Source organism: Paenibacillus sp. URB8-2 (assembly GCF_013393385.1).
Lineage (GTDB): Bacteria > Bacillota > Bacilli > Paenibacillales > Paenibacillaceae > Paenibacillus_AQ.
Map to the genome: position 1 here is coordinate 4,827,798 of NZ_AP023239.1, position 24,566 is coordinate 4,852,363.

Genomic DNA, 24,566 nt, shown 5'->3' on the forward strand with positions numbered 1-24,566 from the left:
GCATTCTTGTCTATGCAGTAGGTTTCTATTAGCCTATTCTAGCATAGGGATGCTTACGACTTCTAGTTTGGCGGAGAGAATGGAACTTCGGTCATTGACATAGCGGGTTGTCCTTGGCTATTATACATTTAAACAATTATCTAAATATCGAAAGGTTATTGAAAAAGATGAACGACTCCTTTAAAGCGCTGGCCGACCCTACCCGCCGGCAAATCATCCGTCTGCTGCGCGACAAGGACCGGACCGCAGGGGAAATCGCCGAATTTTTCAACATGTCCAAACCGAGTATTTCCCATCACCTGAATGCGCTTAAAACTGCGGGACTCGTGCAGGACGAGCGCCAGGGGCAGTTCATCCGCTACACCCTTAATACCACCGTTTTGGATGAGGTGCTGAGCTGGCTGCTGGAACTGAAGGATGGTCCCCAGGACAAAAAAGGGAAATAAAAAATCGGAGGATAATGCGATGGAAAATTTCAAATGGAAGTGGCAGGACACTGTTGCCGTTGCGGCGGGTCTGCTTACGGTCGGCTTCGCTCTGGTCAATTACCACCGGCTGCCCGCGCAGCTCCCGGCTCATATCGGCATATCGGGAGAATTCGACGAATTTTGGAAAAAAAGCTCGGTAATTTTGATGTTTGGCGGGCTTGGGGTTCTGCTGCCGGTATTGATGCAGATTACGCGTTCCCTCGATCCGAAAAAAGAGCGCTATACCAAATTCGAGAATGCCTATGCGATGATCCGCCTGGCCGTATCCCTGATCATCGACTCCGTACTTGCCGTTTCCGTATTATACGGGCTTGGCATCTCCCTGCCGGGCTCCAGAATTGCAATCGCCGTGCTCGGAGCGGCATTTATTGTCATCGGCAATTATATGCCGCAGGTGAAGGACAACTACTTTCTCGGCGTGAAGACACCCTGGACGCTGGCCAGTCCGGAAGTGTGGCGAAGAACCCATCGTCTCGCCGGAGCGCTCTGGTTGGCGGCGGGCATCGTTATTATCATTAGCGCATTTCTTCCAGGAAAATGGTTTACCTTTACTATGATCGCCGCGCTTCTGCTTGCCGTCGTATTCCCATGTGTATATTCGTGGGCGGCTTACCGCCGCTTAAGAGTGTAGGCTCCGGCCACCTTACGTTGCCCCTTCAGCCCTGATGCCTCCCGCTTCAGGGCTTCCATTCGCTCATAAAGGGCGCGGGCTTCGGCCGTATACCGGAAGTTCCGGTCGTTGTGCAAGGCCGTTCCCGCCGTTTCTGCCGCAAGCAAAAAATACTGTCTCAGCAGTTCCCGCCCCATTTCCGCGCAGCGCAGCGCTTCTCTTCCGTCTCCCTTTGCCAGGTAACGCTCCCCCATCGTCAGCATTCGCCCTATGGCTTCCGTTCGTTTAACGTAATTAAAAACGTCAAGCCGCTGCCCCCGGTGCAGCCAGTACAAAGCTTCGCCCGGAGGTCCTGTCTCCGAGACAGCTTCGGCCATCGCCCAGGTTAATGCAGGGTTTATCGGCGAATAGCGCAGGCCTGCCGTTAATATTTCCTCCCTCCGTTCAGGCGCAAGAAGAGAAGACAGCGCCAAGGCGCTCTTCGGAGACAACGGGTTCCAGGAGAGCGACCGTTCCAGCAGAACAAGCGTCTCCTGCGTCTGGCGTGCCGATGCCGCCGCGCGGTACAGCGCTTCTCCCCGGTAGGCGCGGAAAGATATAAGACTGAGCGCAAGCAGCAGGCAGCAGACTCCGGCTGCCGTCAGACTTCGGGCAAGTGGGTACAGGTTAAGGGACTTCTTTCTCCGCCGGCCCCCGGCGGGCGAGTGCCCGGCAGATGCAGGAATTGGGTGCATACGCTTCGGGGGTGAGAAGCTGGATAAGTGATCTGTAGGCGTATGCTCTAAAGTTGAAAACCTGGATAAGTGATCTGTGGGCGTATGCTCTAAAGTTGAAAACCTGGATAAGTGATCTGTGGGCGTATGCTTCGGTGTCAAATACTTTAAGGGCGTACGCTTTGCAGGGAGAATCTTTGCAGGTAGTCTCCATGCGGATGGACGCCGACCGGAAAGACTTCCGGCCTTGACGGCTTCGGCTATGGCCAGCGCGGGCAGCCAGAACAGCAGCAGCCAGAACAGGCCGTAGCTCCAGTCGAAATCGACGGCGCCGTGCAGGATGATGACCAGAAACGGAGGCAGCAGCCGCCGGGAATGGGCGCTGATCAGCCAGCCCGCCGCCGCAAGGCTTATGGCGGCGGCCGCTGCTCCAATGACTCCGACGTTCAGGAGGAGATCGAGGTATCCGCTGTGCACCTGGCTGCCCACATAGGGGCGGGACTGGACGGCGAGATAGGCGCTGCGCCAAGTCTCCCCGCCCCGGCCCAGCCAGGGCGCCTCCGCCGCGAACCGCAGGGCGTCGCGGTACATCAGCCCGCGCGCGGCGACCGTCGAAGACGGTCCCGTCCCCCGCGCGCACAAGAGTCAGGACGGCGGCTCCGCCCGCCGTCCAGGCCAGCGCCGCCAGCGTCAGCGCGGCGGCGCGCCCCCGACCGGCCGCGTGCTGCGCGCGGCGGCCCAGCCACAGGCCGGCGGCCAGCGCGCCGGCCCAGAGCCCGGCCAGCAGCGGCAGGCCGGGCAGGGGAGCCGCGGGCAGGGCGGCCAGCCCGCGGTAGAGCAGCGCCGCCGCCGCTAGGGGGCGGCACCGGCGGCAAGCAGCGGCAGGGCGAGCCGCCGCTGCAGGGGCAGGGCGGCGGCAGCGGCGCAGGCCGCCGCCAGCCACGCGCCGCGCGACTCGCTGAGCAGCAGCGCGGCGGCGTACGGGAACAGCGGCGCCAGGCGAAGCAGCTCGCCGCGCAGGGGCCCTTTGGCCGTTCTGCGGTGGCCAAAGCCAAAGGGCTCCGCTTGCTTTGCCACCGGTTCTCTGCCCTTCCAACCGGAGCCGTTCCTGCCGCTGCCTGTCCAGCCCGAAAGTATGCCTCCTCCGTCCTTACCTTTCAGGCTTAGCCCAGCATCTCGCCGGTAAGAAAGCGCAACGCCTCCGCCCTCGCTATTCCGTTCGAGCCGCTTACCACTATGATCGGCGCAGCTTTGAGCGGCCGCGAACAGCCGCTCCAGCAGAAAAACGGCCATCGCCGCGCCGAAGGCGTTCGGATATTGCAGCAGCCCTCCAAGTCTTGCGCCCGCGGCGCTGACTTCGGGCGAGGCGCTGTTCAATACCGCATACGGAATAGGGAGCGCCCCGCAAAAGGAAAGCAGTCCACTCAAACATAGAAGCATGCCCACCGCATGCCAGGCAGCCCAAAGCAGCCGGCCTGCGCTGTAACCCGACGCGGCCGTCCAGACCAGGATAGCGAAGCTGGCGAATCCGCTCCAGCGCAGCAATTCGTTCATCGTCCCCTGTGCGGATAAGGGGCCTCTTATCCAATCGGCGGCATACAGAATAATCATCACGACGAGGCCGCCGAGCATGATTGTATGAGCCCAGTTCCCATTCCATGCCTGTCTGCGCTCCCCTCCTCCTTGGAGAAGGCTGGCCGCAGCGGCTCCGCACAGCAGGAACCAGATCGTCCAAATGGGATACCCGTCCTCCGGGAAGAACAGCCCCCGCTTCACACAGGCGACAGCCGCAAGCCCCGCAGCCATTGCCGCACCTATATCCCTCAACTGTAACTTTTCAGCCCATCGGCTGTCGCTGCTGTTTCGCATCGCCCTGTCTCCCATATTGTTCGTTAGCTTCATTGTTGCCGTGTTTTTTCTCAGGGAAACAACCTTCTTTCAAGCGCAGGTGCAGAGCGGCAACAGGCTGCCTCCGGTACTCCTTCTCCCTCAACCACCCCCGCAGACTAACAGGCTTAACCAGTAGACAAACAACCGATAGAGTTCAGGCAAAAATGAATTACCATTCATAATCTCACGGACATCCTAAAAAAACTGGTCAGCGAAACGGAGGTGGTAGGCAACGTGCTGGCCAGAACGCCGACGCCCGTTAAGATGCGTGGAAAAACGTTGCCAAGACTGCGGTGCATCATCTCTGCTGCCGAACGCTGGCAATAGCCCGGCAAGTATAAGACTCGTTGTCTGCGTTATTGCAAAATTATAAGGAAAAACTCCAGCTTATTCAGGGGGAAACCCAATAAATTGGAGTTTAGAGGGAATTTATCCCTTTTATTCGGATTAAAACCTCTTCCATACCTTTCTCCCCCGGAATTAGATGGAAGAATTCCATTTAATTCAAATAGAATAAGAAAAACACTGAATTTAGATAGCGTTTTCCCCTTTAATTCCTAAGCGTTCCGCTTCGGTTTTTGGCACGAAAAAGGCATTGAAGCTCCTACTAGGAGTGCGTAAAGTAGAGGAGTACAGCATCGACAAAGCGGTTTTTTCAGCAAAAGATAAGTGCAAATTTTTAGGAAGGAGCCGCTTTTCCCAGTTGGCTGTTAAATACTATTGTAATTACTTCATTCCCGTGCTTGCTTTGCGGCTGCAATAGCAAAAACGGGCAGCCTCCTATTCAGAAGGCTGCCCGTTTCGTTACCCATATCTGCTATCGGCGTATATGATGTTCGGCAGGTTTTTAATGGCTCTTCGGTACGGTTGGGGCTGTGGGAAGCAGATCGGCGCACACGCGCTCCAGATAAGGCTTCGCTCCCAAAAAATCGCGGAATGCCGTATATTCGCGCCATTTTGCATCGCTGTCGCCGCTGCCGCTTTTGACCGCGCGGATCAAAATATTTTTGGGCGTATGCTCCATGTCGATAAATTCAAGCAGCTGGGTGCGATAGCCCATGAGATCAAGCAGCTTCGCCCGGATCGCGTCGGTCGCCAGGGCGGAGAAGCGCTCCTTGAGGATGCCGTGCGACAGCAGCGGCTCCATGATTTCGTTCTCGATCTGGGCGAACAGTTCATGCTGGCAGCAGGGAACCGACAGGATGACCGAGGCGCCCCAGCGCACCGCTTTTTCCAGCGCGGCATCGGTCGCGGTATCGCAGGCATGCAGCGTGACGACCATATCGACCCGGTCCAGCTCGTTGTAATCGGCGATGTCGCCGACAAGAAAGCGGAGCTTGTCATATCCCAGCTTGTCCGCAAGAGCGCTGCAATGGGCAATCACATCGGCTTTGAGATCAAGTCCGACAATGTTCAGCTCCCGCTTTTCCCTAACAGCCAAATAATGATACAGCGCAAACGTCAAATACGATTTGCCGCAGCCGAAATCAACGATCGTCAGCGGCCTGCCCGCCGGGAGAGAAGGCAGCACATCCTCCACCATCTCAAGGAACCGGTTGATCTGGCGGAACTTGTCATATTTCTTGGCATGCACCTTTCCGCTGTCGTTCATGATGCCGAGCTCGATCAGAAATGGCACCGGTTCGCCCTCCTCCAGCACATACTGTTTGCGCCGGTTATGGGAGAGGTCGGCTGCGGCTTTTTTCGTTGGCGGTTTGGTGAGGATCGTCGCTTTTAGCTTTTTGCTGATCAGCACCTGGTAATCCGCTTCCTCTGTACAAAGCAGTCCCTGCCGGAAGACATCGCCCAGCAGCAATTTCAGCTCATCCGCCGCGGATTCGGCGGGGATATTCCTATGCTCCACCTGGGAGCCGGTATAATAGGCAAACTGGTAATGCAATCCATTTTTTAGCTGCACGGGCTTGATGCCCACTTTGGAGTAAGAGGCCCCGTCCTTTTTGCGCAGCTGGCTCAGGGTTCCAGCAATCAGGGAACGTCCTTCAATTAAGCGTTCAATCAGAGTATTCAGGGATTCCACAATCACAACCCGCTTTCAAAAATTAATAAATGGAGCCTACGGCTTCTTTGCGGCTGACGCTTGATTCACCCAAGGATTCCCGCTAGGGCCGGGCATGGAACAATCCGCTGACAACCGTCACCGCATGGCCGGTCAGGAAGACCTTGTCTTCGCTTATTCTAAGCCGGAGTATTCCTCCGCGGCGGGATGCCTGATAAGCGGTCAGCTCCCGGCGCTTCAGCTTGTCCGCCCAGTAAGGGGCGAGAGCCGTATGCGCGGAGCCGGTTACGGGGTCTTCGTTCACGCCGATGCCGGGCGCAAAGAAACGGGATACAAAATCGATGCCCTCCCCGCCTCCTTTGGCGGTTACCGCAACGGCGCGGGGCGGCAGGCTCTTCAGTGCGGAAAAATCCGGACTCAGGCTCCTTAGCACAGACTCATCCCGGAGGCGGCCCAGCGCGTTATCGGCATAGAAAAATACTTCCTCAATGTCCTCCGCTTCCGCTCCCAGCGCGTCGGCCAGCCCCGGCATCGGCTCCGCCGGGAACAGATCGTAAGCGGGAAAGCAAAGCGTAATTCCGCCTTCGCTCCGCTCCGCCGTAAGCAGGCCGCTCAGCGTGTGAAATTCCGCCCGCTTCTCACGCGGAAGACGTCCGGTCTCCCAGAGGATATGGGCGCTTGCGAGCGTGGCATGCCCGCACAGCTTCACCTCGGCTGCGGGTGTAAACCAGCGCAGCCGGTAGCCTCCACCATTCTCCGGCCACAGAAACGCCGTTTCCGACAGATTCATTTCCGACGCCGTCAGCGACATGAACTCTTCCGAGGCAGGCTGCTCCAGCAGGCATACCGCAGCCGGATTGCCCGCAAAGGCATGCTCGGTAAAAGCATCGACGATATAAATGGGAACGCTCATTATACACCCGTCTCCTTTGTCTGCCGGTTCAAATTCAACCATTCTTGCCGGCCCTGTCTTACTTCTTCCAGAGGGAGATTACCCCGTTCCAGCTCGCCGGGATCTTTTTCAAGCAGACGGTCATACAGCTCCTCGCCTTCCTTTGCGGTCGCCTTACCCTGTTCCATCAATCGGTACAGCGAATCCTCCGCCTTGCCATAGCGTCCGACGGATTCCATATAGGACATGAGAAGCCGATCGGTCTTCGCCGGAAGACGGTAGGCTTCCACATCTTTTAAACAATCGTCAATCTCCTTCGGCAACCCCAGCAGCTCGCGGTCGGCGCCGTGAAGCGCGGAATACAGGTACAAGTGCAGCGCCTTCATCAGCCGGGGCAGCGATTCGGGAAGATTGCCCGCCGCTGCATATATGGTTCCTTCCTCATACAGCAGACGGGCCATCCCCTGGAGCTTGTCGCTTTCTATTCCTCCGCCAAGGCGGAACATTTCGATAATATCCTCCACGGACAGCGAATTCAGCAGGCGGGAGTTTAATCTGAAATGCTTGTTCAGCAGTTCGTCTACTTCCCATAACGCTTCAGTTGTCTTGCGCTCCTGTTTCAGAACGAATACCTTGGCGATCATCCCCGTCATATCCTCGATCATCCGGACGATGTAATCTCTACGGAACATCCGTTTCGCCTCCTCCGCAGCATAGCTTTACGCCTTATCTTAAACCATTCCCCTGTGCAATTCCACCTGGCTCCAAATTCAAATATTGACATATCGGATTGATTCATATTAACCTGTAATCAAGAATGATCTGGATTACAGATCGAACTGCTATTCAGATTATTATTTCAAATTAGATTACCATGCCAAATTAGATTGTTATGCATGCCAAATTTAATCAACACAATGAAAAGTCCGATCAGCAATTATTTTAAAAGCCATTGTTACAACAGGAGGTCCAACCTATGAACGACGAATCCGAAATCAGCAAGCTGGAATCCGCCCTGCTGCCCATTTCCGATGATCAGGAGAAGCTGCTGCAGAGCGCACTGCGCATCAAAATTATGCACGCGCTCGCAGGCGATCCCCTGACCTCGAAGCAGGTGGCCGAAAAATTGGGCAAGACGCCCGGAAATATTCATTACCACATTCAAAAGCTGTTCGAAGGCGGGATGCTGGAGCTTGTGCGGACCGAGGCCGCCGGCGGGATTATGCAGAAGTTCTACCGCTCCAAGGCGACTTGGTTCCGTTCGCCGAACTTTAGCGGATTCGGGTTCCGTAAGGAGGATACCGTCGAGCATTTCACAACCAGACTCAGCCTGTCGGCGGAAGAATTGAGCTTGTTCCGGCAGGATGTGATGCAGCTGATCGGTCAATGGGAGGCAAAGGCGACCCATGGGGAAGAATACGGAGTTGAAATGATTATCGGACGGCTGCTTCATCCCGCCGACGCCGGGAACGGGAACGGAGGTGGGCAGCATGATGCCCCTTGAAACGGTAACATCGAAACAGTCGGCGCCCGGCCCGCTGCGGAGGTTTGCGGCGCCTTTTGCGCAGTCGCGGGCTTTTCCTTTTTTATGGCTCGGTCACCTGATTTCCTTCCTGGGCAGTTCGATTACGATGGTCATTCTGCCCGTGCTCGTTTATTCGCTGACAGGGTCTACCACCACCATGGGCATCGTCATGGCCGTGTATATGCTGCCCAATGTGCTGATGCTCCCTTTCGCCGGACATATTGTCGACAGAGTTGACCGGGTCAAAATCATGCTGCTCGCGGATATCCTGCGGTTTCTGATTATGACGGGAACAGCCGTCCTCGCGCTTGCGGATCTGCTGAGCATCCCCCTTCTGCTCGTGCTGGTCGGAGGATACGGGATGCTGGACGGTCTGTTCCAGCCCGCATATGCCGCGGTCCGCGCTTCCGTATTCACGCCCGATATCCGTATCGCCGCCAACTCCTTGTCCCAAATAACGACCCAGGCGGTGCGCCTGATCGGTCCCGCGCTGGGCGGTCTGCTCATTACGCATTGGTCGGCAGGCTTCGGTTTCGGCATTGACGCTTTCACTTACCTGAGCTCCATGGTCTGTCTGCTGTATCTTCGTAAGGCTCTTGGGCATCGGTCCCAGGCAAAGGAAACAACCCTCCGGCACTCTGTTCACTGGAAGGACGACTTCAAGGAAGGCATCGCGATTCTGCGCGGCCATCCGTGGCTGTGGATTACCATACTGGCCTTTTGTTTTATCAACATCTGCTTCACTGGCGTAACGAGCGTGTTGATTCCCTGGCTGTTCAAAGTGCATCACGGCTGGGAGCCTTATCTGTACGGGCTTGCTGTAACCTTTTCGGGGGTGGGCGCCATTATCGCAGGCCTGCTGCTCGGAATGAGGAACGAATGGAAAAATCGAGGGCTTATCGCTTACGGCGGCGCCCTGATCAGCGGACTGGCGCTGCTCTCGCTCAGCTTTGCGCCTACCGCTGGAGCCGCCATCGCGCTGTTCGCTCTGGAGGGCTTCGGCATCATGCTCTTTTCGATGATCTGGGAAATCAGCCTGCAGGATCTAGTGCCTCAGGAGGCGTTCGGACGCGTGGCGAGTCTGGATATGATGGGTTCCTTCGCGCTGCTGCCGATCGGCTATATCGTTGTGGGCTGGACGGCCGATTGGATCGGAGGCATTGCGACCATCGCCATTTTCGCCGGGCTCGGCATATCCGCCATACTTCTGGTGCTGTGTATTCCTTCCATCCGGCGGTTTCAGTAAGAGGGAGCGGTTATTCGGAGCAAATTCGAGGATCTGTTGTATTACGGAATGACCAAGGCAGATTATGAACATATCAGCGGGTAAGTAAGAAGAAACGGCTTCGCCGTCCTCTGGAAGAGGAAGGCATCCGTTTCTCGTAAAAATATCAGGTTAAGGATAAGCGCGAAGCTTATACTTTCTGATATTTCAAGAAGAAACGGTACCATCCTCTAGGGGACGGTACCGTTTTTCGTGAAAATATAGGGCATGCGCCCTCTTTTTATGCATCCATCGTTATTTTACCAGTCTTCGTTATTTTACCAGCACGGCGGCAAAATCCTTGATCACATCGGCCAGCTGCTCGGGTTCTTCAAACAGGCTCATATGGCCTGCCCGGGCAATGACCGTCTTCGTTACGTTCGGTTTGTCCGCGGTAAAGGTCTTCTCCATCGGGACAAGGCCGTCCTTCTCCCCCGCCACAAGCAGCACCGGCAGCCCGCTGGCAGAGATCACATCACGCCGGTCGGGTCGTTCCCGCATCGCCAAAGCGGCTCCCACCGCGCCCTGAGGCGGCGTCTTATAGCCGATTTCCCTGACCCGCTGCAGCAGCTCCGGCGAGGACGTGGCCGTCTCCGGCGCAAACAGTCCCGGCACGAACCCGTCCACGAAGTCCGTAATGCCCTGCGACTGGATGGCAGCGACAGCCTTAAGCCGCTTTTCTCTCGCCTCATCGCTGTCCGGGTATCCCGTGGAATGGATCAGACCAAATGCGTTCAGGCGCGAGCCGTACCGCTGCACGAACGAAAGGGTGACATAACCGCCCAGCGAGTGGCCAAGCAGCGTAACCTTGGGAATGTCCAGCGCATCCAGCAGACACAAAACGTCATCGGCCATTTGTTCGATAGTGTACGCGCCAAGCGGCGCGTCCGAAGAACCATGCCCACGCAGGTCGGGGGCAATGACGCGGTAACTTCCGCTCAAAATCGGAATGACCTTCTCCCAGTATTCCGCGCTGCCGCAGAAACCATGAAGCAGGACAAGAACTTCACCCTGCCCTTGATCGCTGTAACAAATGGGGCTTCCTTCACAACGCACCGTTTCCATGACAGCCTCCTTCTTTCTTCTTATATGTACCTGATCGGTAATCATTATTTAAGCCAATTGGACAAAATTGAAACGCGTTCAACGGGAGATCCCGAATCCCGCCGCCGCTGCGGCGGCAATTGTTCCGGCCATGCCCATCACCCGGTGCAGTGGCGTTGTCTGAAGTGTCCTGTACGGCTTCGGTCCGTTCGCGTCGACGACAGCGGCCAGGCTGTAATGACCTACTGCGGGTAGAATCAGTCCTACGGATTTGGCCGGGTGCAGCGGTTCCATGGAGACGAAATAATGACCGACGGCCGCGTGCGGACCGAGGCAGGCATCTATGGCAATGACGACATGCTCCAATGAGATTTCTGCAATTCTGTTCGTCAGGTTATTTGCATCGCAAGGGGATGGCAGCGTGCCGATCACATGGGGAAACCCATATTCCAGCAGCCGGCTTCCCGTCAACGGTCCAAGCGAATCTCCGGTTGACCGGTCCGTACCGACGCACAGGAAGGTAACCTCATCCGGTGTATGCAGTTCCCGAATTTCCCGAAAGAAAGCGGTCAGGCTGCCGGCATCCATCTTTCGCTTCCGGCCTCCCGGCCCTTGTTCCCTGATTGCCATGCCCTGCGTTTCCCCCTTTGATAATGAAATTTTTGTTCCATCCATTCTACAATAAATTAATTTCGGGGACAAAATATGGTGTCTGCGGCGTTAACCATGGTAAAATACATAGATTAATGCGCAGAAAGGATGAACGCGAACATCATGGATTTATCGAACCCGACCCAGAGCAATGTCGAATATATGATCGAGTGCATCAAGACCAAGCTGAAAATGGCCAGCGCCGCCGCGATGCAGTCTTCCGCCTTCTCGCTGGACAAATATGAGGATATCCGGGACATTTACGAAGTCGTTATGGACAGCGACCGGCTCAGCATCGCTCAGGTGGAGGCTCTCGTCTCTGAACTGGGACGCTTGCGGAAGTAGGAACTCTCTGCAGTGAACAAGGCCCCTTGTGATCGATCCGTGAAAATCGGGGTCGATCACAAGGGGCCTGTATTCGTTTCGATCTTATTTTTCCGATCCTATGTCAAGGAAGATCGATTAAGATAAGCTCCGCATTGCCTTCGCTGCTCATTCCCTTAATCTTCAGATCGCAGCATTTGCGGATGCGAGCCGCATCGCCGGGTCTTAAGTGGAAATGACCGTCCGAGCAATGAATTTCCGCGTGGCCGTCCATCAGAAACACATGGGTGCGCCGTTCCTCCGTCTGCGGGTAGGTGAGCTCCCTGCCGGTCGCAAGCGTTGCCAGATAAACGACGGCATTCTCATGGACGGCCAGGGCGCCGTCGGCTCCGTTCCCGGCAGCTACGGGAAGTAGGGTGTTTCGCCTAGAATCCGGCGGAAAATATTTGGCATCCCACTTGGGTGGAAGTCCCGCCCGATTCGGCAGCAGCCAAATTTGCAGGAACCGTACATTTTCCGTCTCGGACGGGTTCGTCTCCGAATGGCTGATCCCCGTTCCCGCGCTCATCACCTGAACCGAGCCCGCCTGAAGATCGGCCTTGTTGCCAAGGTTATCCTCGTGCCGCAGTATCCCCGATACGACATAGGTTATAATTTCCAAATCGTGATGGGGATGCCTGTGCATGCCCTGCTTTGGCTTAAGCTCATTTTCGTTATGCGCCAGCAGACAGCCGAAATGGGCGTTGCTGGGATCGTCATAATCGGCAAAAGAAAAGCTGAATTCACTGTGTATCCACTCTCTATTCGAAGTGTGCCTTTCCGCGGATGTCACCACTTTAATCATAATTTACGCACCTCCAAAGATGTAAGAAGCTCCCCTTGGCCTTCGGCAAGGGCAAACCTTTGAATCTAGTAAATAGGCGCTTTAATTATGTATTTTTTACCCGATCCGTGTCTGGCTCAATCACGCTTCCCTTCATATTAGTTCAAGTTTGAACACCGTTTCCGCACGGCCGACATGCATGCCCTCGTCATTCTCGATATCGCTTGGGAAGGCAGCCTCCAGCTTTCTTAGCGTCGCCCGGTTGCCATAACCGATCTGCTCCAAAATGCTGCGCACAATCAGCCCCCATTCTTCCTCCGAGCCGTCCAGTATTTTAAAGGCAAATCCAAGACGCTCGTTTCGCAGCCCGAAGCAGTATACTCCCTTGAAACCGCCTTTGGCTATAATATTGCCGTCCTCAAGCAGCAGAGAATCCAGCCGTCCGTGTCCGGCCACCATCTCCGGATGGGCATGCATGGACGATGTAATCAGCTTTACCGCCTCTCTCGTCGCGATATCTTCGATCAGTTCGGGGCAGGAGAGCTTTAAATAGGCATGAGCCAGTCCCGTCAAAGGCAGCGCGAACACCGGCAACCCGCATCCGTCCGTTCCCAAGCTGATGTCTTTTGGGGACAGGCCGGCCATGTAAGCGACCGTTTGAAGAACCTCCCGCTGAACCGGATGGTCCGGCTTCGCGTATCCTTCCAGCGGCAGCGCCTTTAATTTGCTGTAAGACAGCAGCCCCAGATGCTTGCCGGAGCAGTTATGGTACAGCTTCCGCTTGCCCTTGCCGCGGACTGCCTCCTCGCGGCTGCCTTCATCAAGCGGATAGCTGGAAGCGCAGATCATGCAATTTTCCGTGATGCCCGTCTTGGCGGAAATGCTCTCCAGCGCTTGAAGATGATAGCCCTCTCCGCGGTGCGAGGCGGTCATCAGGGCGATTTCGGCCGCGCTCAGACCGTACTTGCCGGCAATTCCGCCGCGTATGCCCGGGATCGCCTGCAGCGGCTTGGCCGAAGAACGGGTGAAGGACACAAAGCCGGGGTCCCCCGCATAGCCTTTTAACACGCCGTTCTCCCCCACCATTGCAATGTGCCCGCTGTGGGCGCATTCCATCAGATTGGCCCGATACTCTTTTACCAAAACCGTCTCCATGCTGGTCTCTCCTCTTTCTCTATGTGGTTTCCTATTATTAGTGAATAGTATTGAAAGTTATTAATGCATCATTTTGAAAGAACTATATAATCTAGCAGGCAAAAGACGCCGTTTGTAAAGGTTCAAAAAGGACGGTTTACTCTATATATTAGCGTGCGTTCATTCCGTTTCCTCAGTTATCCTTCACCAATCTTTCCCGTACGCTTCCGCTGTTTCAGCACATTCGCCCAAGTTTATATACGAAGTAAGATGAACTCATCGTACTACGATTTCCAAACAAAGGAGGCGATCGTATGTGGGGAATCATCATCAGCATCGTGATGGCAATCGTCATCGGCATTATAGGTGATGCTATAGCCGGAGGCGATATGCCCGGCGGAATCATCGGCTCGATGGTTGCAGGATTAATCGGCGCTTGGCTGGGAGCATACTTATTCGGCGGCTTTGGCCCTGTGATCGGTAATTTCGCCGTCATTCCGGCAATTATCGGTACCATGCTGTTCATATTTCTGCTGGGTTTGATTTCCAGACTGCTGCGACGCGCCACCTGATTTTGGATTTACATTATTCTAATGAGGAGTGATTGGTGATGAATAAAGCAGAAACCGAATATCCAGTACAAAGCGGCGGGACTTTTGCAAAAGGAATCTTAATCGGCGGCCTGCTCGGTGCGGCGGCGGCTCTCCTCTTTGCGCCCAAACCGGGACGCGAAATGCGGAGCGATCTGTCCGACAAGCTGAGCCTGGCGACCGACAAAACGAAAGAGTTTTCCGGCAAGGTCAGCGACAAGACGAAAACGCTAGCTTCGACAGTCGGCGGAAAGGCGTCGGATCTGGCCAGCACCGTGACCGCCAAAGCTTCCGACTTGGCCAGCACCGTCTCGTCTAAAGCTTCCAATATCCTGACAACCGTCAGCGACAGCAAGCAGCAAATAGCCGCCACCTTGCAGGAAACCGGAAAAGATGTTTCCGATACCGTCAGTTCCGCTTCCGCAGAGGTAAGCAAAGACGTCAAGGATGCTTCAAAGGAGGTCGCCGATCAGGCCAAAGACGCTTCCGAGGATGTCTCCGAAGAAGCGAAGGACGCCTCGGACGAAGTCAAAGCTTCCTATAAATCGACTTCTTATTAAGAAATGCGCGCATTTTTATAGTTTTCCATTTAAAGGCGCGGCCTGCTTCAAGCTTTACACTTTATCTTTACTCCGCCAACAGCCAGCTGCGATCAGCTGGCTGTTGGCATGTATGGCGCCTCATTTCATGAACCGGAAGCGGCGGCTTCCAATTCAAATAAAGCCTGTACGGCTGGAAGAAAGCAGGGGACTTTATGGGAAATCCGACTGAAAAAACGAAAACCAACGAAGTGGACGATCACCCGTTTGAACTCCGCCATGAAGTGAAGCGGCTCAATGCCAGGCTGGACAAAATCGCCGATTCGCTGGAGAAATCGGAGTTCAAAGATATACTGGAGAATTATACCGATCCCAAAAAGCGGATCATTACGAACCTGATGGCCGGCATTTCCCGCGGCTTGGGGTTATCGCTCGGCACATTCGTCATTCTCGGTTTACTCGGCTATATTATCAGCCTGTTCGTCAATGTGCCGGTCATCGGCGAGTACTTGGCCGAAATCAAAAAGTACATTGATGCCAACAGCTGATGCCAACAGCTGATGCCAACAGCTGATGCCAACAGCTGAAGCATGCCGTACCGCAATCCAGCCCGCCGAAGTTCCGGATCTGACCGGGAACTTCGGCGGGCCTTGGTTTTACGCTCAGTCTTCGAAAGGAAGCTGCGCTTCGCCATGCCATACTCTCCCGAACATTAATAAAGGGCATGAGCCTCCTTTCAGGAGAACACATACCCTTTATTAGTCAGGAAAGCCGCTTGTCCACTCCATCAGTAAGAGGAATTGGACATGATCTGCTTCAGCTTCTCGGTCGCCCGCTTCTGGATTCGCGATACGCTCATCTGCGATACACCCAGCTTCTGGGCGATTGCCCGCTGGGACTGTCCTTCCTGGAAGGCCAGCAGCAGCACCTTCTGCTCCTGCTCCTTCAGCTGTCCAAGCGCCTGCTGAAGGTCCATACGCCGCTCTACGGTATCGTAGTCATTCGCGTCCGAGCTGATCAGTTCGCCCAGCGTTGCGCCGGTCTCTTCTTGAGACAGCGGAGAATCCAGAGAAACGTAATGATAGCATTCTCTGCCTGCAAGCACTTCGACCGTTTCCTCCACCGACAGATCCAGGTAGTGTGCGATTTCGCCCACATCCGGAGAACGCTCCAGCTTGACCGTCAGCTCGTCGATCGCCTGCTGAACCAATGCGCCTTTTTCTTTGATGCGTCTCGGAACCTGTATGTACCAGGATTTATCACGGAGAAAATTTTTCATATGCCCGATCATACTCTTCATGGCATACGGTTCGAAAGGAATACCCAAGCTGATATCGTACTGCTGCAGAAGGCGGATGAGAGCCATCTGGCCAACCTGATACAGGTCTTCATACAAGTCGGGGCGGTTGCGGGCAATCTTCCCGGCAGCCATTTTGACCATAGGTTCATATTTTTGAATCAAAGCGGTGGCAATATCATTATCCTTGGTCTGCTGATATTCCCAAATGAGAGAAACGGATTCGTCCATGGACTCTGGGGGAGTCACTCTTTCATTCATACTCTCTCCTCGCTGAGAAGTAGTCTTTTGGTCAAAGTTACGACTGTCCCCTTTCCCGACTCGCTTATTACGTTAACCTCATCCATAAGCGCCTGCATCAGATAGAAGCCCAGCCCCCCGACTTGAACATCGCTCAGTTCCTTGTCATGCAGGGTGATGCGTTCTTCGGATGCCACATTGTCAAAGCTCTCCCCCTCGTCTTTGACAGTGATAGACAGAGCGTCCGCACTTACTTCAAAGATGACATCGACAAATCCATCCTCCTGATTGTAAGCGTAAAGAACGGAATTGTTGCAAGCCTCGGAAACGGCTACCTTCATATCTTCTATATCCTCGTACGAAAAGCCCATCTTAGAAGCGATTCCGTACAAATTGAGTCTAACAATATCGACATATTCCGCGCTGGCCGGCAACTGAAGTATCACTTTTTGTATATCATCACTCATTCTATGTTCGGTCCTTTCCTAGTGGGAATTCTCTTGGGAGGCGAAAAATTTAGCGATCCCTGTCATATCAAACAGCTTCTGAATTTGCGGCGGAACTTCCTCCACGGTGAATTTGACATCCATCCCGTGTCTTGCCTTGAGGATCGACAAGAGAATTCCTATTCCCGTGCTGTCGATATACTTCAATTCTTTCATGTTAATGACAAGATCAAGCGCTGTATCCCCCACAAGCGGCTCCATCACCAGCCGGAAATCGGGAGCAACCGACAAATCGAGCTCTCCGCTTAAGTAGACCGTGCAGACACTGCCCTCGGTCTTGGTCGTTGCATGAAACTTTTCACTCTTATGTGTATTCATAGACAATCTCTCCTGATTAATGTTTTCTTTACCAATAACCCTTAAGACATACTCTTGAAACAAAAAAATCGGACTTCATTCCCTGGTAACTGCTGGATCAGGCGGGATTTGACGTGGTATCCCGGTCGTGATCCAGGCTTTCCTCACCGGAATATCGGGACAAAATTTGTTTGAGGCTGCTCAGTTTGAGCGGCTTGCTGATATAATCGTCCATGCCGGCGGCCAGGCAGCGGCTCTGAATGCCGTCCATGACATTGGCCGTCATGGCGATAATAACGGGGGACCCGAACTCCCGCTTTTTTCCCCGCCGAATCTCTCGCGTCGCCTCGAGTCCGTCCATTTGGGGCATGTGGAGGTCCATAAATATCAGATTGTATGGACGGGACAGCGCCAAGCCGGTGGCCTGACGCCCATCCTCGGCCACATCCGCCTTCACTCCCAGCTTCTCCAGCATGCTGACCATCAGCTTTTGGTTGATAGGATGATCTTCTACAATAAGCACTTTGTATTGGCCTTCCTGGCGGAGCGGAACTTCAGCCTCTTTCTTCTCCGGTCGACCGCCTCCGCTCGGATCATCCTCCGGGACTCCCGCCACAATGGTGAACACGAAGGCAGCCCCTTTTTCTTCCATATATTCAACCCGAATATCGCCTCCCATCATGCCCACCAGCGATTTGCAGATGGCAAGACCTAGACCGGTGCCTCCGTACTTCCGGGTCATCGAAGAATCAAGCTGGGAGAAGGGCTGGAACAGACGGTCGCGCTTTTCCGGAGAAATGCCGATGCCGGTATCCTTGACCGTAAATTCGACAACAATCTCGTTATCTCCTCTCTTCGCGCCGGATACGACCAAATAAACCCCGCCTTGATTGGTGAATTTGACCGCATTCGACACCAGGTTCATCAGCACCTGGCGAAGCCGCGCCATATCCCCGTACAGCACCTCCGGCAGCCTGTGGTCGATAAAGTAGGCCAGCTCCAGATTCTTTTTGCCCGCTTCCGCGGAGAACAGGCTGAAGACCTCCTGAATGCAGTTCCGCAGTTCGAACAGCTGGACTTCCATTTCCATTTTGCCGGATTCCATCTTCGTAAAATCAAGAATATCGTTAATGACGGTGACGAGAGTGTCTGCGCTCCTGCGGATGATTTCTGCGTACTCCTGCTGCTCCGTTGTTAGCGCCGTTTCCATCAGCAGGTCGATCATCCCCACGACCCCGTTCATCGGCGTTCGTATTTCATGGCTCATCATGGCCAAAAATTCAGTCTTTGCCCTTGCGGCGCTTTCCGCATCTTCCTTCGCCTTGATCAGCTCCTGGTTGATCCGCTCCAATTCCTGCGTCTTCTGCTGGAGCAGCATCGACTGGGTCTGGTGCTTCTTGGTCGTCAGGAACATGTCGACAAAGCCTTCGATTTTCGATTTCAGAATTTGCGGGATAAACGGCTTAACCATATAGTCGATGGCCCCTGCGGAATATCCGGCAAACAGATGCTCCGCTTCCTTGCTGTTGGCCGAAATAAAAATAATCGGAATATCCTTGGTCTTGTCCCTTGATTTGATCAGTTTGGCGGTCTCAATCCCGTCCATTCCCGGCATCTGAACATCAAGAACGATAACGGCGAATTCATGCCTCAGCAGACATCTCAGCGCCTCTTCTCCGGAGTTTGCCTTTATTAATTTGTATTGCTGGCTTTCAAGGACCGCCTCAAGCGCCAGCAAGTTTTCCGGACGGTCGTCTACCAGCAGGATATGAATCGGTTCTTGAACCCCCATAAGCCCCTCCTAAGACAATCATTTGACTTTACGGTAGATTTTTTCCACTCTGTCCAGGGGTTCGTAGCTGTCGCTGTACCTGGTAAAATGAATGGACTCTTTCGCTCCGAGAACAAGCACTCCAAACCGGCTGAGGCTCTCGCAGAACAAGCCGTGGACGTGATCCCGAAGCTCATCGTTAAAGTAAATCATCACATTTCGACAAAATATGACATTAAATTCGTTGAATGAGGTATCGGTCGCCAAATTATGCTCGGCAAAAATAATATTTTTGCGCAAGTCAGGCTGAAAGATGACCGAATTGTATTTCGCCGTATAATACTTGGAGAAGGCGTGTTTTCCGCCGGCTTCCAAGTAGTTTTTGGTATACTGCTTCATCTTGCTGATTTCGTACACGCCTTCCTTAGCCTGCTGAAGCGAACGGTTATTCATATCGGTGGCGTAAATACGCGCCTTGTCGTACAGGCCTTCCTCCTGGAGCAGTATCGCCATGGAGTAGACCTCTTCGCCCGTGGAGCAGCCGGCATGCCAGATACGGATGTACGGGTAGGTCCTCAGCAGAGGAACGACCTTCTGGCGGAAAGTCAGGAACAGGCCGGGGTCCCGAAACATCTCCGTAACCGGTATGGAAAGGCTGTAGATGAACCGCTCAAAACAGGTCCGGTCATGAAGCACCTTCTCCTGCAGTGCGGAGATACTGGACAGGTTCTCCGCATGAACATGATGCCAGATGCGCCTCTTCAGGGAAGGCAACGCATAATTCCTGAAATCATATCCATACAGGCGATGAACGCCGCTGAGCAACAGTTCGATTTCAATATTTTCCAATTCGTTATTGTTGGTCCCTGCAAGGGGCAGTTCATCGCTTCCTCGTTCTGTTGCTACCATGGTTATCCCGGCTCCCTTGCGCTCGCCGTCTTCTGGTAGGCGGCTGATTGTTCTGTCTGTAAGAGTATTACCCCAAATGGGGAATTACGAATACAACCACACCCGCATTAGCGAAAGAAGCTGCTCCGTATCGATCGGTTTCTTCATGTAATCGGACGCCCCGGCCTCAATGCATTTGACCCGGTCTTCTTTCATCGCTTTGGCGGTCAGCGCGATGATCGGCAGCTTGGAGAACTGCGGCATTTCTCGAATCCGCCGCATGGCTTCGTATCCATCCATTTCAGGCATCATCATATCCATCAGCACGAGATCAAACTCCGGACTATTCACGAGCATTTCCAGCGCTTCCCTGCCGTTCTCCGCGAACTTTACCTCCATCTGGTACGATTCAAGCACGCTGGAGAGGGCAAAGACGTTGCGGATGTCATCGTCGACGAGCAGAATCTTTTTGCCTTCGAACAGTTCCTCTTTATTGTGAAGCTTCTGCAAAATTTTGCGTTTGTCCTCCGGCAGGTTCGCTTCGACACGGTGCAGGAACAGCGTCGTTTCGTCAAGCAGCCGTTCCGGCGAGCGCACGTCCTTGATAATGATGGACTCCGCATATTTGCGCAGCCTTGTCTCTTCCTTGCTGTCCAGATCCTTGCCGGTATAAATGATGATCGGCAGATCGTTCAGCTCCTCGTCGTCGCGGATATGATCCAGCAGCTCGAAGCCGTCCATATCGCCCAGCACGAGGTCGAGCACCATACAGTCGTATTTCCGCTTGCGCAGCTCGCCCAGCGCTTCCCCTCCGGTCGAGACAGCAGTAATGGCCACATCGTCGTGGCCGATCAGCTCCATGATGGAGCGGCGCTGGGTTTCGTCGTCTTCGACGATCAGCAAATGCTTGAGACTGCTCTCCGTGTAGGACTCGATCTGCGTGAATGCCCGTTCCAGTGCTTCCCTGCTGGAAGGTTTTCTTAAATAGGCGATAGCGCCCATCATCAGACCCTGCTTGATTTCTTCGCCCACCGAAATCACATGCACCGGAATATGCCGGGTCTTGGCCGCACCTTTCAGTTCCCTGAGAATCGACCAGCCGTCCATTACGGGAAGCTGAATATCGAGGATGATCGCATCGGGCAAATAAGACTGGGCCATTTGCAGCCCGGCGTCTCCCCGAAGAGCGACAATCGTCTTGAAGCCGCGGGCTCGGGCCATATCCACCAGCACTTTGGCGAACTTGTCATCGTCCTCAATAATCAGCAGCACCTTGTCGCTGGAAGACAGGGCCTCACGGTCATCCGCAAACGGTACTTCGTGTTCCCGGACCGGCTCGGGTTTGGCTGTGGCGGGCGGGGACAAAAAGCCGATCGCAGGGCTCGGCAAGCCGGTTTCTCCGGTTGCCGCCGATTCCTGTGCTCCCGGCAGCAGGCTGTAATTGAGAGCGACCGGCAGGTACAGCGTGAATTCGCTGCCCGTGCCCTCACGGGATTCCAGCATAATGCCTCCGCCCAATAAGCGTGACAACTCGCGGCTGATGGACAGGCCTAGGCCGGTACCGCCGTATTTGCGGCTGGTCGTGCCGTCCACCTGCTGGAACGCTTCAAACACCAAATCCTTCTTATCCGCAGGTATGCCGATGCCGCTGTCCTTGACGCTCAGAGCCAGATACTCCCTGTCCATCGGCAGATACACTGGCAGGGACCTCTCTTCCGCCCGGCTTACCGAAAACTCCACAAAGCCTTTATTCGTAAACTTGAAGGCATTGGAGAGGAGATTGCGGAGCACCTGCTTCAGACGGTAGCCGTCAGTAATAATATGATCCGGAAGCGGTTCGTTGAAGGACAGACGCAGAGAAAGACCTTTCTTCTGGGCCATCGGGGCAAAGTTCTGCTTCACGAACGTTTTCATATCCGTGAGGGCGACTTTCTCGCGGTTCAGTTCCATCTTGCCCGCGTCCACTTTCGACAAATCGAGAATTTCATCAATCATCTTAAGCAGATCCGCTCCGGACGTGTGGATGGTCTGGGAGAATTCCACCTGCTTGTCCGTCAAATTGCCTTCTTTGTTCTCCATCATAAGCTGGGACAGGATAAGCAGACTGTTCAGCGGAGTACGCAGCTCGTGGGACATATTCGCCATGAATTCGGATTTGTACCTGCTTGTAACGGTCAACTGCATGGCCTGCTTCTCCAGTTGGGCCCGGGCACTCTCAATCTCATCCTTTTGCTCTTCGACGAGTCCCACCTGCTCCTCAAGCGAGCGCGTCTTGGATACCAATTCGCTGTTGTAATGCTCCAGCTCTTCCTGCTGGCGCTGCAGCAGCTCCTCGGAACGCTTAAGTGCTTCCGTCTGCTCTTCCAGATTTTCATTGGAGCGGCGAAGCTCCTCCTGCTGGGTCTGGAGTTCCTCGGACTGGCACTGCAGCTCTTCCGTGAGGGCCTGCGATTCCCGCAGCAGTTCCTCGACCGCCAGACGATGCGTCGTATTATTAACGATGGCCGACAGGTTCACGGCTAGCTGCTCCAGCAGCTCATAATGCAGCTCCGAAAACAGCTTGAACGAAGCAAATTCCATAACGCCCAGCAACTCGTCATTGAATAGAAGCGGGTAAATGGCAATATTGCCCGGAGCCGAGCTTCCGAAGCCGGAAGCGACCGTGAGATAATCATCCGGCGCGCTCTCCAGCAGAATCGGCTTTTTGTCCAGCGCGCATTGGCCGACAAGGCCGCTGCCAAGCTCAAAGCCGTTCCTTGGCTTGCTCTCGTCAAAAGCATACGCGCCGTAGATCTCCAGCCTGTTCGATTTATTCTTCTCTTTCAAATATATTGCGCTGAATTGCGCACCGACAACGGGCGCGAACTCATTCACGAAGGTCTGGGAAATCTCTTCGAGCGAGTTCACACCGCGCAGAAGCTCCGTAGTCCGCGCCACATTGGCGTTAAGCCAGGAATGATCCTGCTGTTCCTTGATATAGAGAGCTTCCCTTTCCTGCTTCTCCTCGATCTCTTCCGCCATGACCTGAAAAATACGGGAGATCTCCCCGAACTCATCCTTTGAGGTAACTTTAATATTGCGGATTTCTTTCAAATTCCCGGCGCCGACACTTCGGATCATCATGGACACGGCTGCCAGCCCCCTTGTGATGCTAGGCAGCACCCACAAGATGACGCCAAGTCCAAGCAGCAGACCTGCGAATATCACCATAGCAACGACTTGAATGGAACTCTGATAGCTGTTCTTGGCATTGTCGATTTCTTCATTGATCTTGAAATTCTCATACTCGGCCAGACTGTTCAGACTAGCCAGCACTTCGTTCTGAATATTGGTGCCGATCGAATTGCGGTAGGCGGTCGACGCCGCCCTTTCTCCGTTATTCAGAAGGGTCAGCACGCGTTCTTGATATGAAAAATAGGCCTCGGTCGCCTCATCGATACGCGCGAACATCTGCTGCTCTTCCGCGCTCTTCTTCGCGGAACCCATCTGCGTTATATATTCCTTGGACTTGGCTATGCTCTGCTCGATCTCATTGCGCTGTACATTCATATTCACATCAGGATTCAGCATAATGTTTGTCAGAATACGGGCCATGTCATTCACTTCACCGCGCATTCCGGAAGAGGCCCGGATCTTCTGATAACGGTCCTGATAGATGCTGTCAAGCTGTTTGTTCATATAATGAAGGCGGTCGTATCCGACCAACGCCAGCGCCATCAGGATGAGCAGAAGCGCGCTGAAGCCGATCAGCAGCTTGGCTTTGATCTTCATTTGTTATCATTTTCCCTTCTTCAGTGAAATCCACACCAGGCATTTGTCATCATCGCGCTCACCCGGAGCCGCACCATCGAAGAAAGCGGCCCGCATCGGCTCTTCCCGCCACTCATGTTCCCCATCCAGTTGACGGATCAAAAATTCAAGCTGTTCCTCCTGGTCTCCGCTTACCATTTCCAGCAGCCCGTCGGTATATAACGCCAAGTGGCCTTCCCGCTCATAGCTAAAGCTTTGAGGCGTGGCTTCGATCCGGTCGAACAAGCCGACCGGGTGGCAGTTGCTCTCAAGCATAATCGGTTCTCGGGCGTCGCCTTCAAAGAGCAGGGCCGGCGGATGGCCGGCATTGATATAGTCAATGCGCTGAAGCCTGGTATCGATTACCATATAAATGGCCGTAAAATAGTATTGTACAAGCTGCTTTTCAATATAAAGCTGGTTGAAACGGCGGTTTAGCTCCTGTATGACCTTCTCCGGTTCGACATAAGTCGTGACCGTATCCTTTAGCACGGAGGCGATGAACATGCAGAACAGCGAAGATGAAATGCCGTGTCCCATCATATCCAGCAGGATAACGGCGTACCTCCCTTCGCCCAGATCGTACCAGGCGTATAAATCTCCGGCCAACTCGAAGGAAGGCTGGTAAATGGCATGAACCTCGAACTCTTCTTTTTCCAGCGGCAGGCTGAGTACCGCATTTTGCACAAGCGCCGCCAGCTTCAGTTCGTCCTGTATTCGCTGGTCCCGCTCCTTGTGCCAATCCTTCTCGGCTTTGAGTCTCAGCGCCAGCCGGATTCTCGCCATCAGCTCAACCTTGTTGATCGGCTTGGTCACATAATCGACCGCGCCCGCGTCCAAGGCTTCCGCCAGCTTTTTGGAATCGCCGACGGCAGTTACCATAATAATAGGAATATCCTTCAAGTGCTCGTACCGCTGCACGATCCGGCAGGCCTCGATACCGTCCATTTCCGGCATCATCATATCCAGCAGAATCAAATCGACGTCGGAATGCTTAGGTCTAAGTTCATTATTATTCTCACGGCTGATTCCGATCATCTCCAGCATTTCGATGGCGGAAGCCGCAGTAACCAAATTGCGATATCCCTCTTTTTTCAGGATTTCACGGATAATGATAATATTGGTCGGATTATCGTCTACGATTAATATTTTCATCAGTTCACCTCACCCAGTTTCATACTTCGACCAAAAACTCCAAAAAGCGCATAATTCTATCTTACGACATCCAGACGGGTATTTTCCATCCGCAAGATTTGTTGCGGCGGCCTTTTCTT

General features: G+C 54.1%; 24 protein-coding genes. 8 read left to right on the forward strand and 16 right to left on the reverse strand.

Annotation, left to right across the window (positions count from 1 at the left end; translation table 11 throughout):
- Window positions 1-167: 167 nt before the first annotated feature.
- A complete protein-coding gene (locus PUR_RS22330; protein ID WP_179037146.1) occupies window positions 168-446 on the forward strand; it encodes an autorepressor SdpR family transcription factor in 279 nt (92 codons plus the stop codon).
- A gap of 19 nt (window positions 447-465) precedes the next feature.
- Window positions 466-1,119, forward strand: coding sequence for an SdpI family protein (locus tag PUR_RS22335; RefSeq protein WP_179037147.1), 654 nt, complete (start codon window positions 466-468; stop codon window positions 1,117-1,119).
- On the opposite strand, the gene PUR_RS22340 is transcribed toward PUR_RS22335, so the two are convergent.
- From PUR_RS22340 to PUR_RS22360, 5 genes are all read right to left on the reverse strand, one after another.
- On the reverse strand, window positions 1,098-2,453 hold the full coding sequence (locus PUR_RS22340) for an O-antigen ligase family protein (protein ID WP_179037148.1): 1,356 nt from the start codon (window positions 2,451-2,453) through the stop codon (window positions 1,098-1,100). The two genes, PUR_RS22335 and PUR_RS22340, sit on opposite strands and share 22 nt — an antisense overlap.
- 210 nt (window positions 2,454-2,663) lie before the next feature.
- Window positions 2,664-3,680 carry a hypothetical protein gene (locus PUR_RS22345; RefSeq protein WP_232101605.1) on the reverse strand — a complete coding sequence of 339 codons (1,017 nt, stop codon included), beginning with the start codon at window positions 3,678-3,680 and terminating at the stop codon, window positions 2,664-2,666.
- Window positions 3,681-4,548: 868 nt separating this feature from the next.
- A complete protein-coding gene (locus PUR_RS22350) occupies window positions 4,549-5,739 on the reverse strand; it encodes a class I SAM-dependent methyltransferase (protein WP_179038031.1) in 1,191 nt (396 codons plus the stop codon).
- Window positions 5,740-5,821: 82 nt separating this feature from the next.
- Complete coding sequence (locus PUR_RS22355; protein WP_179037150.1) at window positions 5,822-6,631, reverse strand: PhzF family phenazine biosynthesis protein; 810 nt, start codon at window positions 6,629-6,631, stop codon at window positions 5,822-5,824.
- Window positions 6,631-7,302, reverse strand: a complete 672-nt coding sequence (locus PUR_RS22360; protein ID WP_179037151.1) for a DUF6483 family protein — start codon at window positions 7,300-7,302, stop codon at window positions 6,631-6,633. The genes PUR_RS22355 and PUR_RS22360 overlap by 1 nt, the downstream gene beginning before the upstream one ends.
- A 284-nt stretch (window positions 7,303-7,586) precedes the next feature.
- Here PUR_RS22360 and PUR_RS22365 point away from each other — a divergent pair, with 284 nt between their 5' ends.
- Both PUR_RS22365 and PUR_RS22370 read left to right on the forward strand, forming a co-directional pair.
- Window positions 7,587-8,114 carry an ArsR/SmtB family transcription factor gene (locus tag PUR_RS22365; protein WP_179037152.1) on the forward strand — a complete coding sequence of 176 codons (528 nt, stop codon included), beginning with the start codon at window positions 7,587-7,589 and terminating at the stop codon, window positions 8,112-8,114.
- Entirely contained in the window at window positions 8,104-9,381 is a 1,278-nt protein-coding gene (locus PUR_RS22370; RefSeq protein WP_179038032.1) for an MFS transporter, read from the forward strand. Before PUR_RS22365 ends, PUR_RS22370 begins: the two co-directional genes overlap by 11 nt.
- A gap of 291 nt (window positions 9,382-9,672) precedes the next feature.
- On the opposite strand, the gene PUR_RS22375 is transcribed toward PUR_RS22370, so the two are convergent.
- Together PUR_RS22375 and yyaC are read right to left on the reverse strand one after the other, a co-directional pair.
- Entirely contained in the window at window positions 9,673-10,464 is a 792-nt protein-coding gene (locus tag PUR_RS22375) for an alpha/beta fold hydrolase (protein WP_179037153.1), read from the reverse strand.
- Between the two features lie 78 nt (window positions 10,465-10,542).
- Window positions 10,543-11,073, reverse strand: a complete 531-nt coding sequence (gene yyaC, locus PUR_RS22380) for a spore protease YyaC (protein WP_179037154.1) — start codon at window positions 11,071-11,073, stop codon at window positions 10,543-10,545.
- A gap of 144 nt (window positions 11,074-11,217) precedes the next feature.
- On the opposite strand from yyaC, the gene PUR_RS22385 reads away from it, so the two are divergent.
- On the forward strand, window positions 11,218-11,439 hold the full coding sequence (locus PUR_RS22385; protein WP_179037155.1) for a DUF1128 domain-containing protein: 222 nt from the start codon (window positions 11,218-11,220) through the stop codon (window positions 11,437-11,439).
- Window positions 11,440-11,542: 103 nt separating this feature from the next.
- Here PUR_RS22385 and PUR_RS22390 read toward each other — a convergent pair whose 3' ends face one another.
- Window positions 11,543-12,262 (reverse strand): pirin family protein, encoded by a 720-nt coding sequence (locus PUR_RS22390; protein WP_179037156.1) that lies wholly within the window; start codon window positions 12,260-12,262, stop codon window positions 11,543-11,545.
- Between the two features lie 132 nt (window positions 12,263-12,394).
- Window positions 12,395-13,396: an asparaginase gene (locus PUR_RS22395; protein ID WP_179037157.1), complete on the reverse strand. Its 1,002-nt coding sequence runs from the start codon at window positions 13,394-13,396 to the stop codon at window positions 12,395-12,397.
- A gap of 293 nt (window positions 13,397-13,689) precedes the next feature.
- Between PUR_RS22395 and PUR_RS22400 the strand changes: the two genes are divergently transcribed.
- The 3 genes from PUR_RS22400 (at window position 13,690) to PUR_RS22410 (ending at window position 15,052) form a co-directional block, all read left to right on the forward strand.
- A complete protein-coding gene (locus tag PUR_RS22400; protein WP_179037158.1) occupies window positions 13,690-13,947 on the forward strand; it encodes a GlsB/YeaQ/YmgE family stress response membrane protein in 258 nt (85 codons plus the stop codon).
- Window positions 13,948-13,985: 38 nt separating this feature from the next.
- Window positions 13,986-14,525 (forward strand): YtxH domain-containing protein, encoded by a 540-nt coding sequence (locus PUR_RS22405; RefSeq protein ID WP_179037159.1) that lies wholly within the window; start codon window positions 13,986-13,988, stop codon window positions 14,523-14,525.
- 194 nt (window positions 14,526-14,719) lie between these two features.
- Complete coding sequence (locus PUR_RS22410; protein WP_179037160.1) at window positions 14,720-15,052, forward strand: DUF5665 domain-containing protein; 333 nt, start codon at window positions 14,720-14,722, stop codon at window positions 15,050-15,052.
- Between the two features lie 239 nt (window positions 15,053-15,291).
- Here the strand turns inward: PUR_RS22410 and PUR_RS22415 are convergent, their stop codons facing one another.
- The 7 genes from PUR_RS22415 to PUR_RS22445 form a co-directional block, all read right to left on the reverse strand.
- Window positions 15,292-16,062 (reverse strand): sigma-70 family RNA polymerase sigma factor, encoded by a 771-nt coding sequence (locus tag PUR_RS22415; protein ID WP_179037161.1) that lies wholly within the window; start codon window positions 16,060-16,062, stop codon window positions 15,292-15,294.
- Window positions 16,059-16,508 carry an anti-sigma B factor RsbW gene (gene rsbW, locus PUR_RS22420; RefSeq protein WP_179037162.1) on the reverse strand — a complete coding sequence of 150 codons (450 nt, stop codon included), beginning with the start codon at window positions 16,506-16,508 and terminating at the stop codon, window positions 16,059-16,061. Before rsbW ends, PUR_RS22415 begins: the two co-directional genes overlap by 4 nt.
- Before the next feature lie 18 nt (window positions 16,509-16,526).
- On the reverse strand, window positions 16,527-16,865 hold the full coding sequence (locus tag PUR_RS22425) for an STAS domain-containing protein (protein WP_124697038.1): 339 nt from the start codon (window positions 16,863-16,865) through the stop codon (window positions 16,527-16,529).
- Window positions 16,866-16,962: 97 nt separating this feature from the next.
- Entirely contained in the window at window positions 16,963-18,636 is a 1,674-nt protein-coding gene (locus tag PUR_RS22430) for a response regulator (RefSeq protein ID WP_179037163.1), read from the reverse strand.
- An 18-nt stretch (window positions 18,637-18,654) separates the two neighbouring features.
- Window positions 18,655-19,524, reverse strand: a complete 870-nt coding sequence (locus tag PUR_RS22435) for a CheR family methyltransferase (protein ID WP_179037164.1) — start codon at window positions 19,522-19,524, stop codon at window positions 18,655-18,657.
- A gap of 84 nt (window positions 19,525-19,608) precedes the next feature.
- On the reverse strand, window positions 19,609-23,274 hold the full coding sequence (locus tag PUR_RS22440) for a response regulator (RefSeq protein WP_179037165.1): 3,666 nt from the start codon (window positions 23,272-23,274) through the stop codon (window positions 19,609-19,611).
- Between the two features lie 6 nt (window positions 23,275-23,280).
- The gene (locus PUR_RS22445; RefSeq protein WP_179037166.1) at window positions 23,281-24,447 is read right to left on the reverse strand and encodes a PP2C family protein-serine/threonine phosphatase; all 1,167 of its coding nucleotides are present in this window, start codon (window positions 24,445-24,447) and stop codon (window positions 23,281-23,283) included.
- Window positions 24,448-24,566: the final 119 nt, after the last annotated feature.

Coding starts and splice junctions, on each gene's coding strand:
- PUR_RS22330 (WP_179037146.1), top strand. CDS start 168: ATGAACGACTCCTTTAAAGCGCTGGCCGACCCTACCCGCCGGCAAATC.
- PUR_RS22335 (WP_179037147.1), top strand. CDS start 466: ATGGAAAATTTCAAATGGAAGTGGCAGGACACTGTTGCCGTTGCGGCG.
- PUR_RS22345 (WP_232101605.1), bottom strand. CDS start 3,680: ATGCGAAACAGCAGCGACAGCCGATGGGCTGAAAAGTTACAGTTGAGG.
- PUR_RS22355 (WP_179037150.1), bottom strand. CDS start 6,631: ATGAGCGTTCCCATTTATATCGTCGATGCTTTTACCGAGCATGCCTTT.
- PUR_RS22360 (WP_179037151.1), bottom strand. CDS start 7,302: ATGTTCCGTAGAGATTACATCGTCCGGATGATCGAGGATATGACGGGG.
- PUR_RS22365 (WP_179037152.1), top strand. CDS start 7,587: ATGAACGACGAATCCGAAATCAGCAAGCTGGAATCCGCCCTGCTGCCC.
- PUR_RS22370 (WP_179038032.1), top strand. CDS start 8,104: ATGCCCCTTGAAACGGTAACATCGAAACAGTCGGCGCCCGGCCCGCTG.
- PUR_RS22375 (WP_179037153.1), bottom strand. CDS start 10,464: ATGGAAACGGTGCGTTGTGAAGGAAGCCCCATTTGTTACAGCGATCAA.
- yyaC (WP_179037154.1), bottom strand. CDS start 11,073: ATGGCAATCAGGGAACAAGGGCCGGGAGGCCGGAAGCGAAAGATGGAT.
- PUR_RS22385 (WP_179037155.1), top strand. CDS start 11,218: ATGGATTTATCGAACCCGACCCAGAGCAATGTCGAATATATGATCGAG.
- PUR_RS22390 (WP_179037156.1), bottom strand. CDS start 12,262: ATGATTAAAGTGGTGACATCCGCGGAAAGGCACACTTCGAATAGAGAG.
- PUR_RS22395 (WP_179037157.1), bottom strand. CDS start 13,396: ATGGAGACGGTTTTGGTAAAAGAGTATCGGGCCAATCTGATGGAATGC.
- PUR_RS22400 (WP_179037158.1), top strand. CDS start 13,690: ATGTGGGGAATCATCATCAGCATCGTGATGGCAATCGTCATCGGCATT.
- PUR_RS22405 (WP_179037159.1), top strand. CDS start 13,986: ATGAATAAAGCAGAAACCGAATATCCAGTACAAAGCGGCGGGACTTTT.
- PUR_RS22410 (WP_179037160.1), top strand. CDS start 14,720: ATGGGAAATCCGACTGAAAAAACGAAAACCAACGAAGTGGACGATCAC.
- PUR_RS22415 (WP_179037161.1), bottom strand. CDS start 16,062: ATGAATGAAAGAGTGACTCCCCCAGAGTCCATGGACGAATCCGTTTCT.
- rsbW (WP_179037162.1), bottom strand. CDS start 16,508: ATGAGTGATGATATACAAAAAGTGATACTTCAGTTGCCGGCCAGCGCG.
- PUR_RS22425 (WP_124697038.1), bottom strand. CDS start 16,865: ATGAATACACATAAGAGTGAAAAGTTTCATGCAACGACCAAGACCGAG.
- PUR_RS22430 (WP_179037163.1), bottom strand. CDS start 18,636: ATGGGGGTTCAAGAACCGATTCATATCCTGCTGGTAGACGACCGTCCG.
- PUR_RS22435 (WP_179037164.1), bottom strand. CDS start 19,524: ATGGTAGCAACAGAACGAGGAAGCGATGAACTGCCCCTTGCAGGGACC.
- PUR_RS22440 (WP_179037165.1), bottom strand. CDS start 23,274: ATGAAGATCAAAGCCAAGCTGCTGATCGGCTTCAGCGCGCTTCTGCTC.
- PUR_RS22445 (WP_179037166.1), bottom strand. CDS start 24,447: ATGAAAATATTAATCGTAGACGATAATCCGACCAATATTATCATTATC.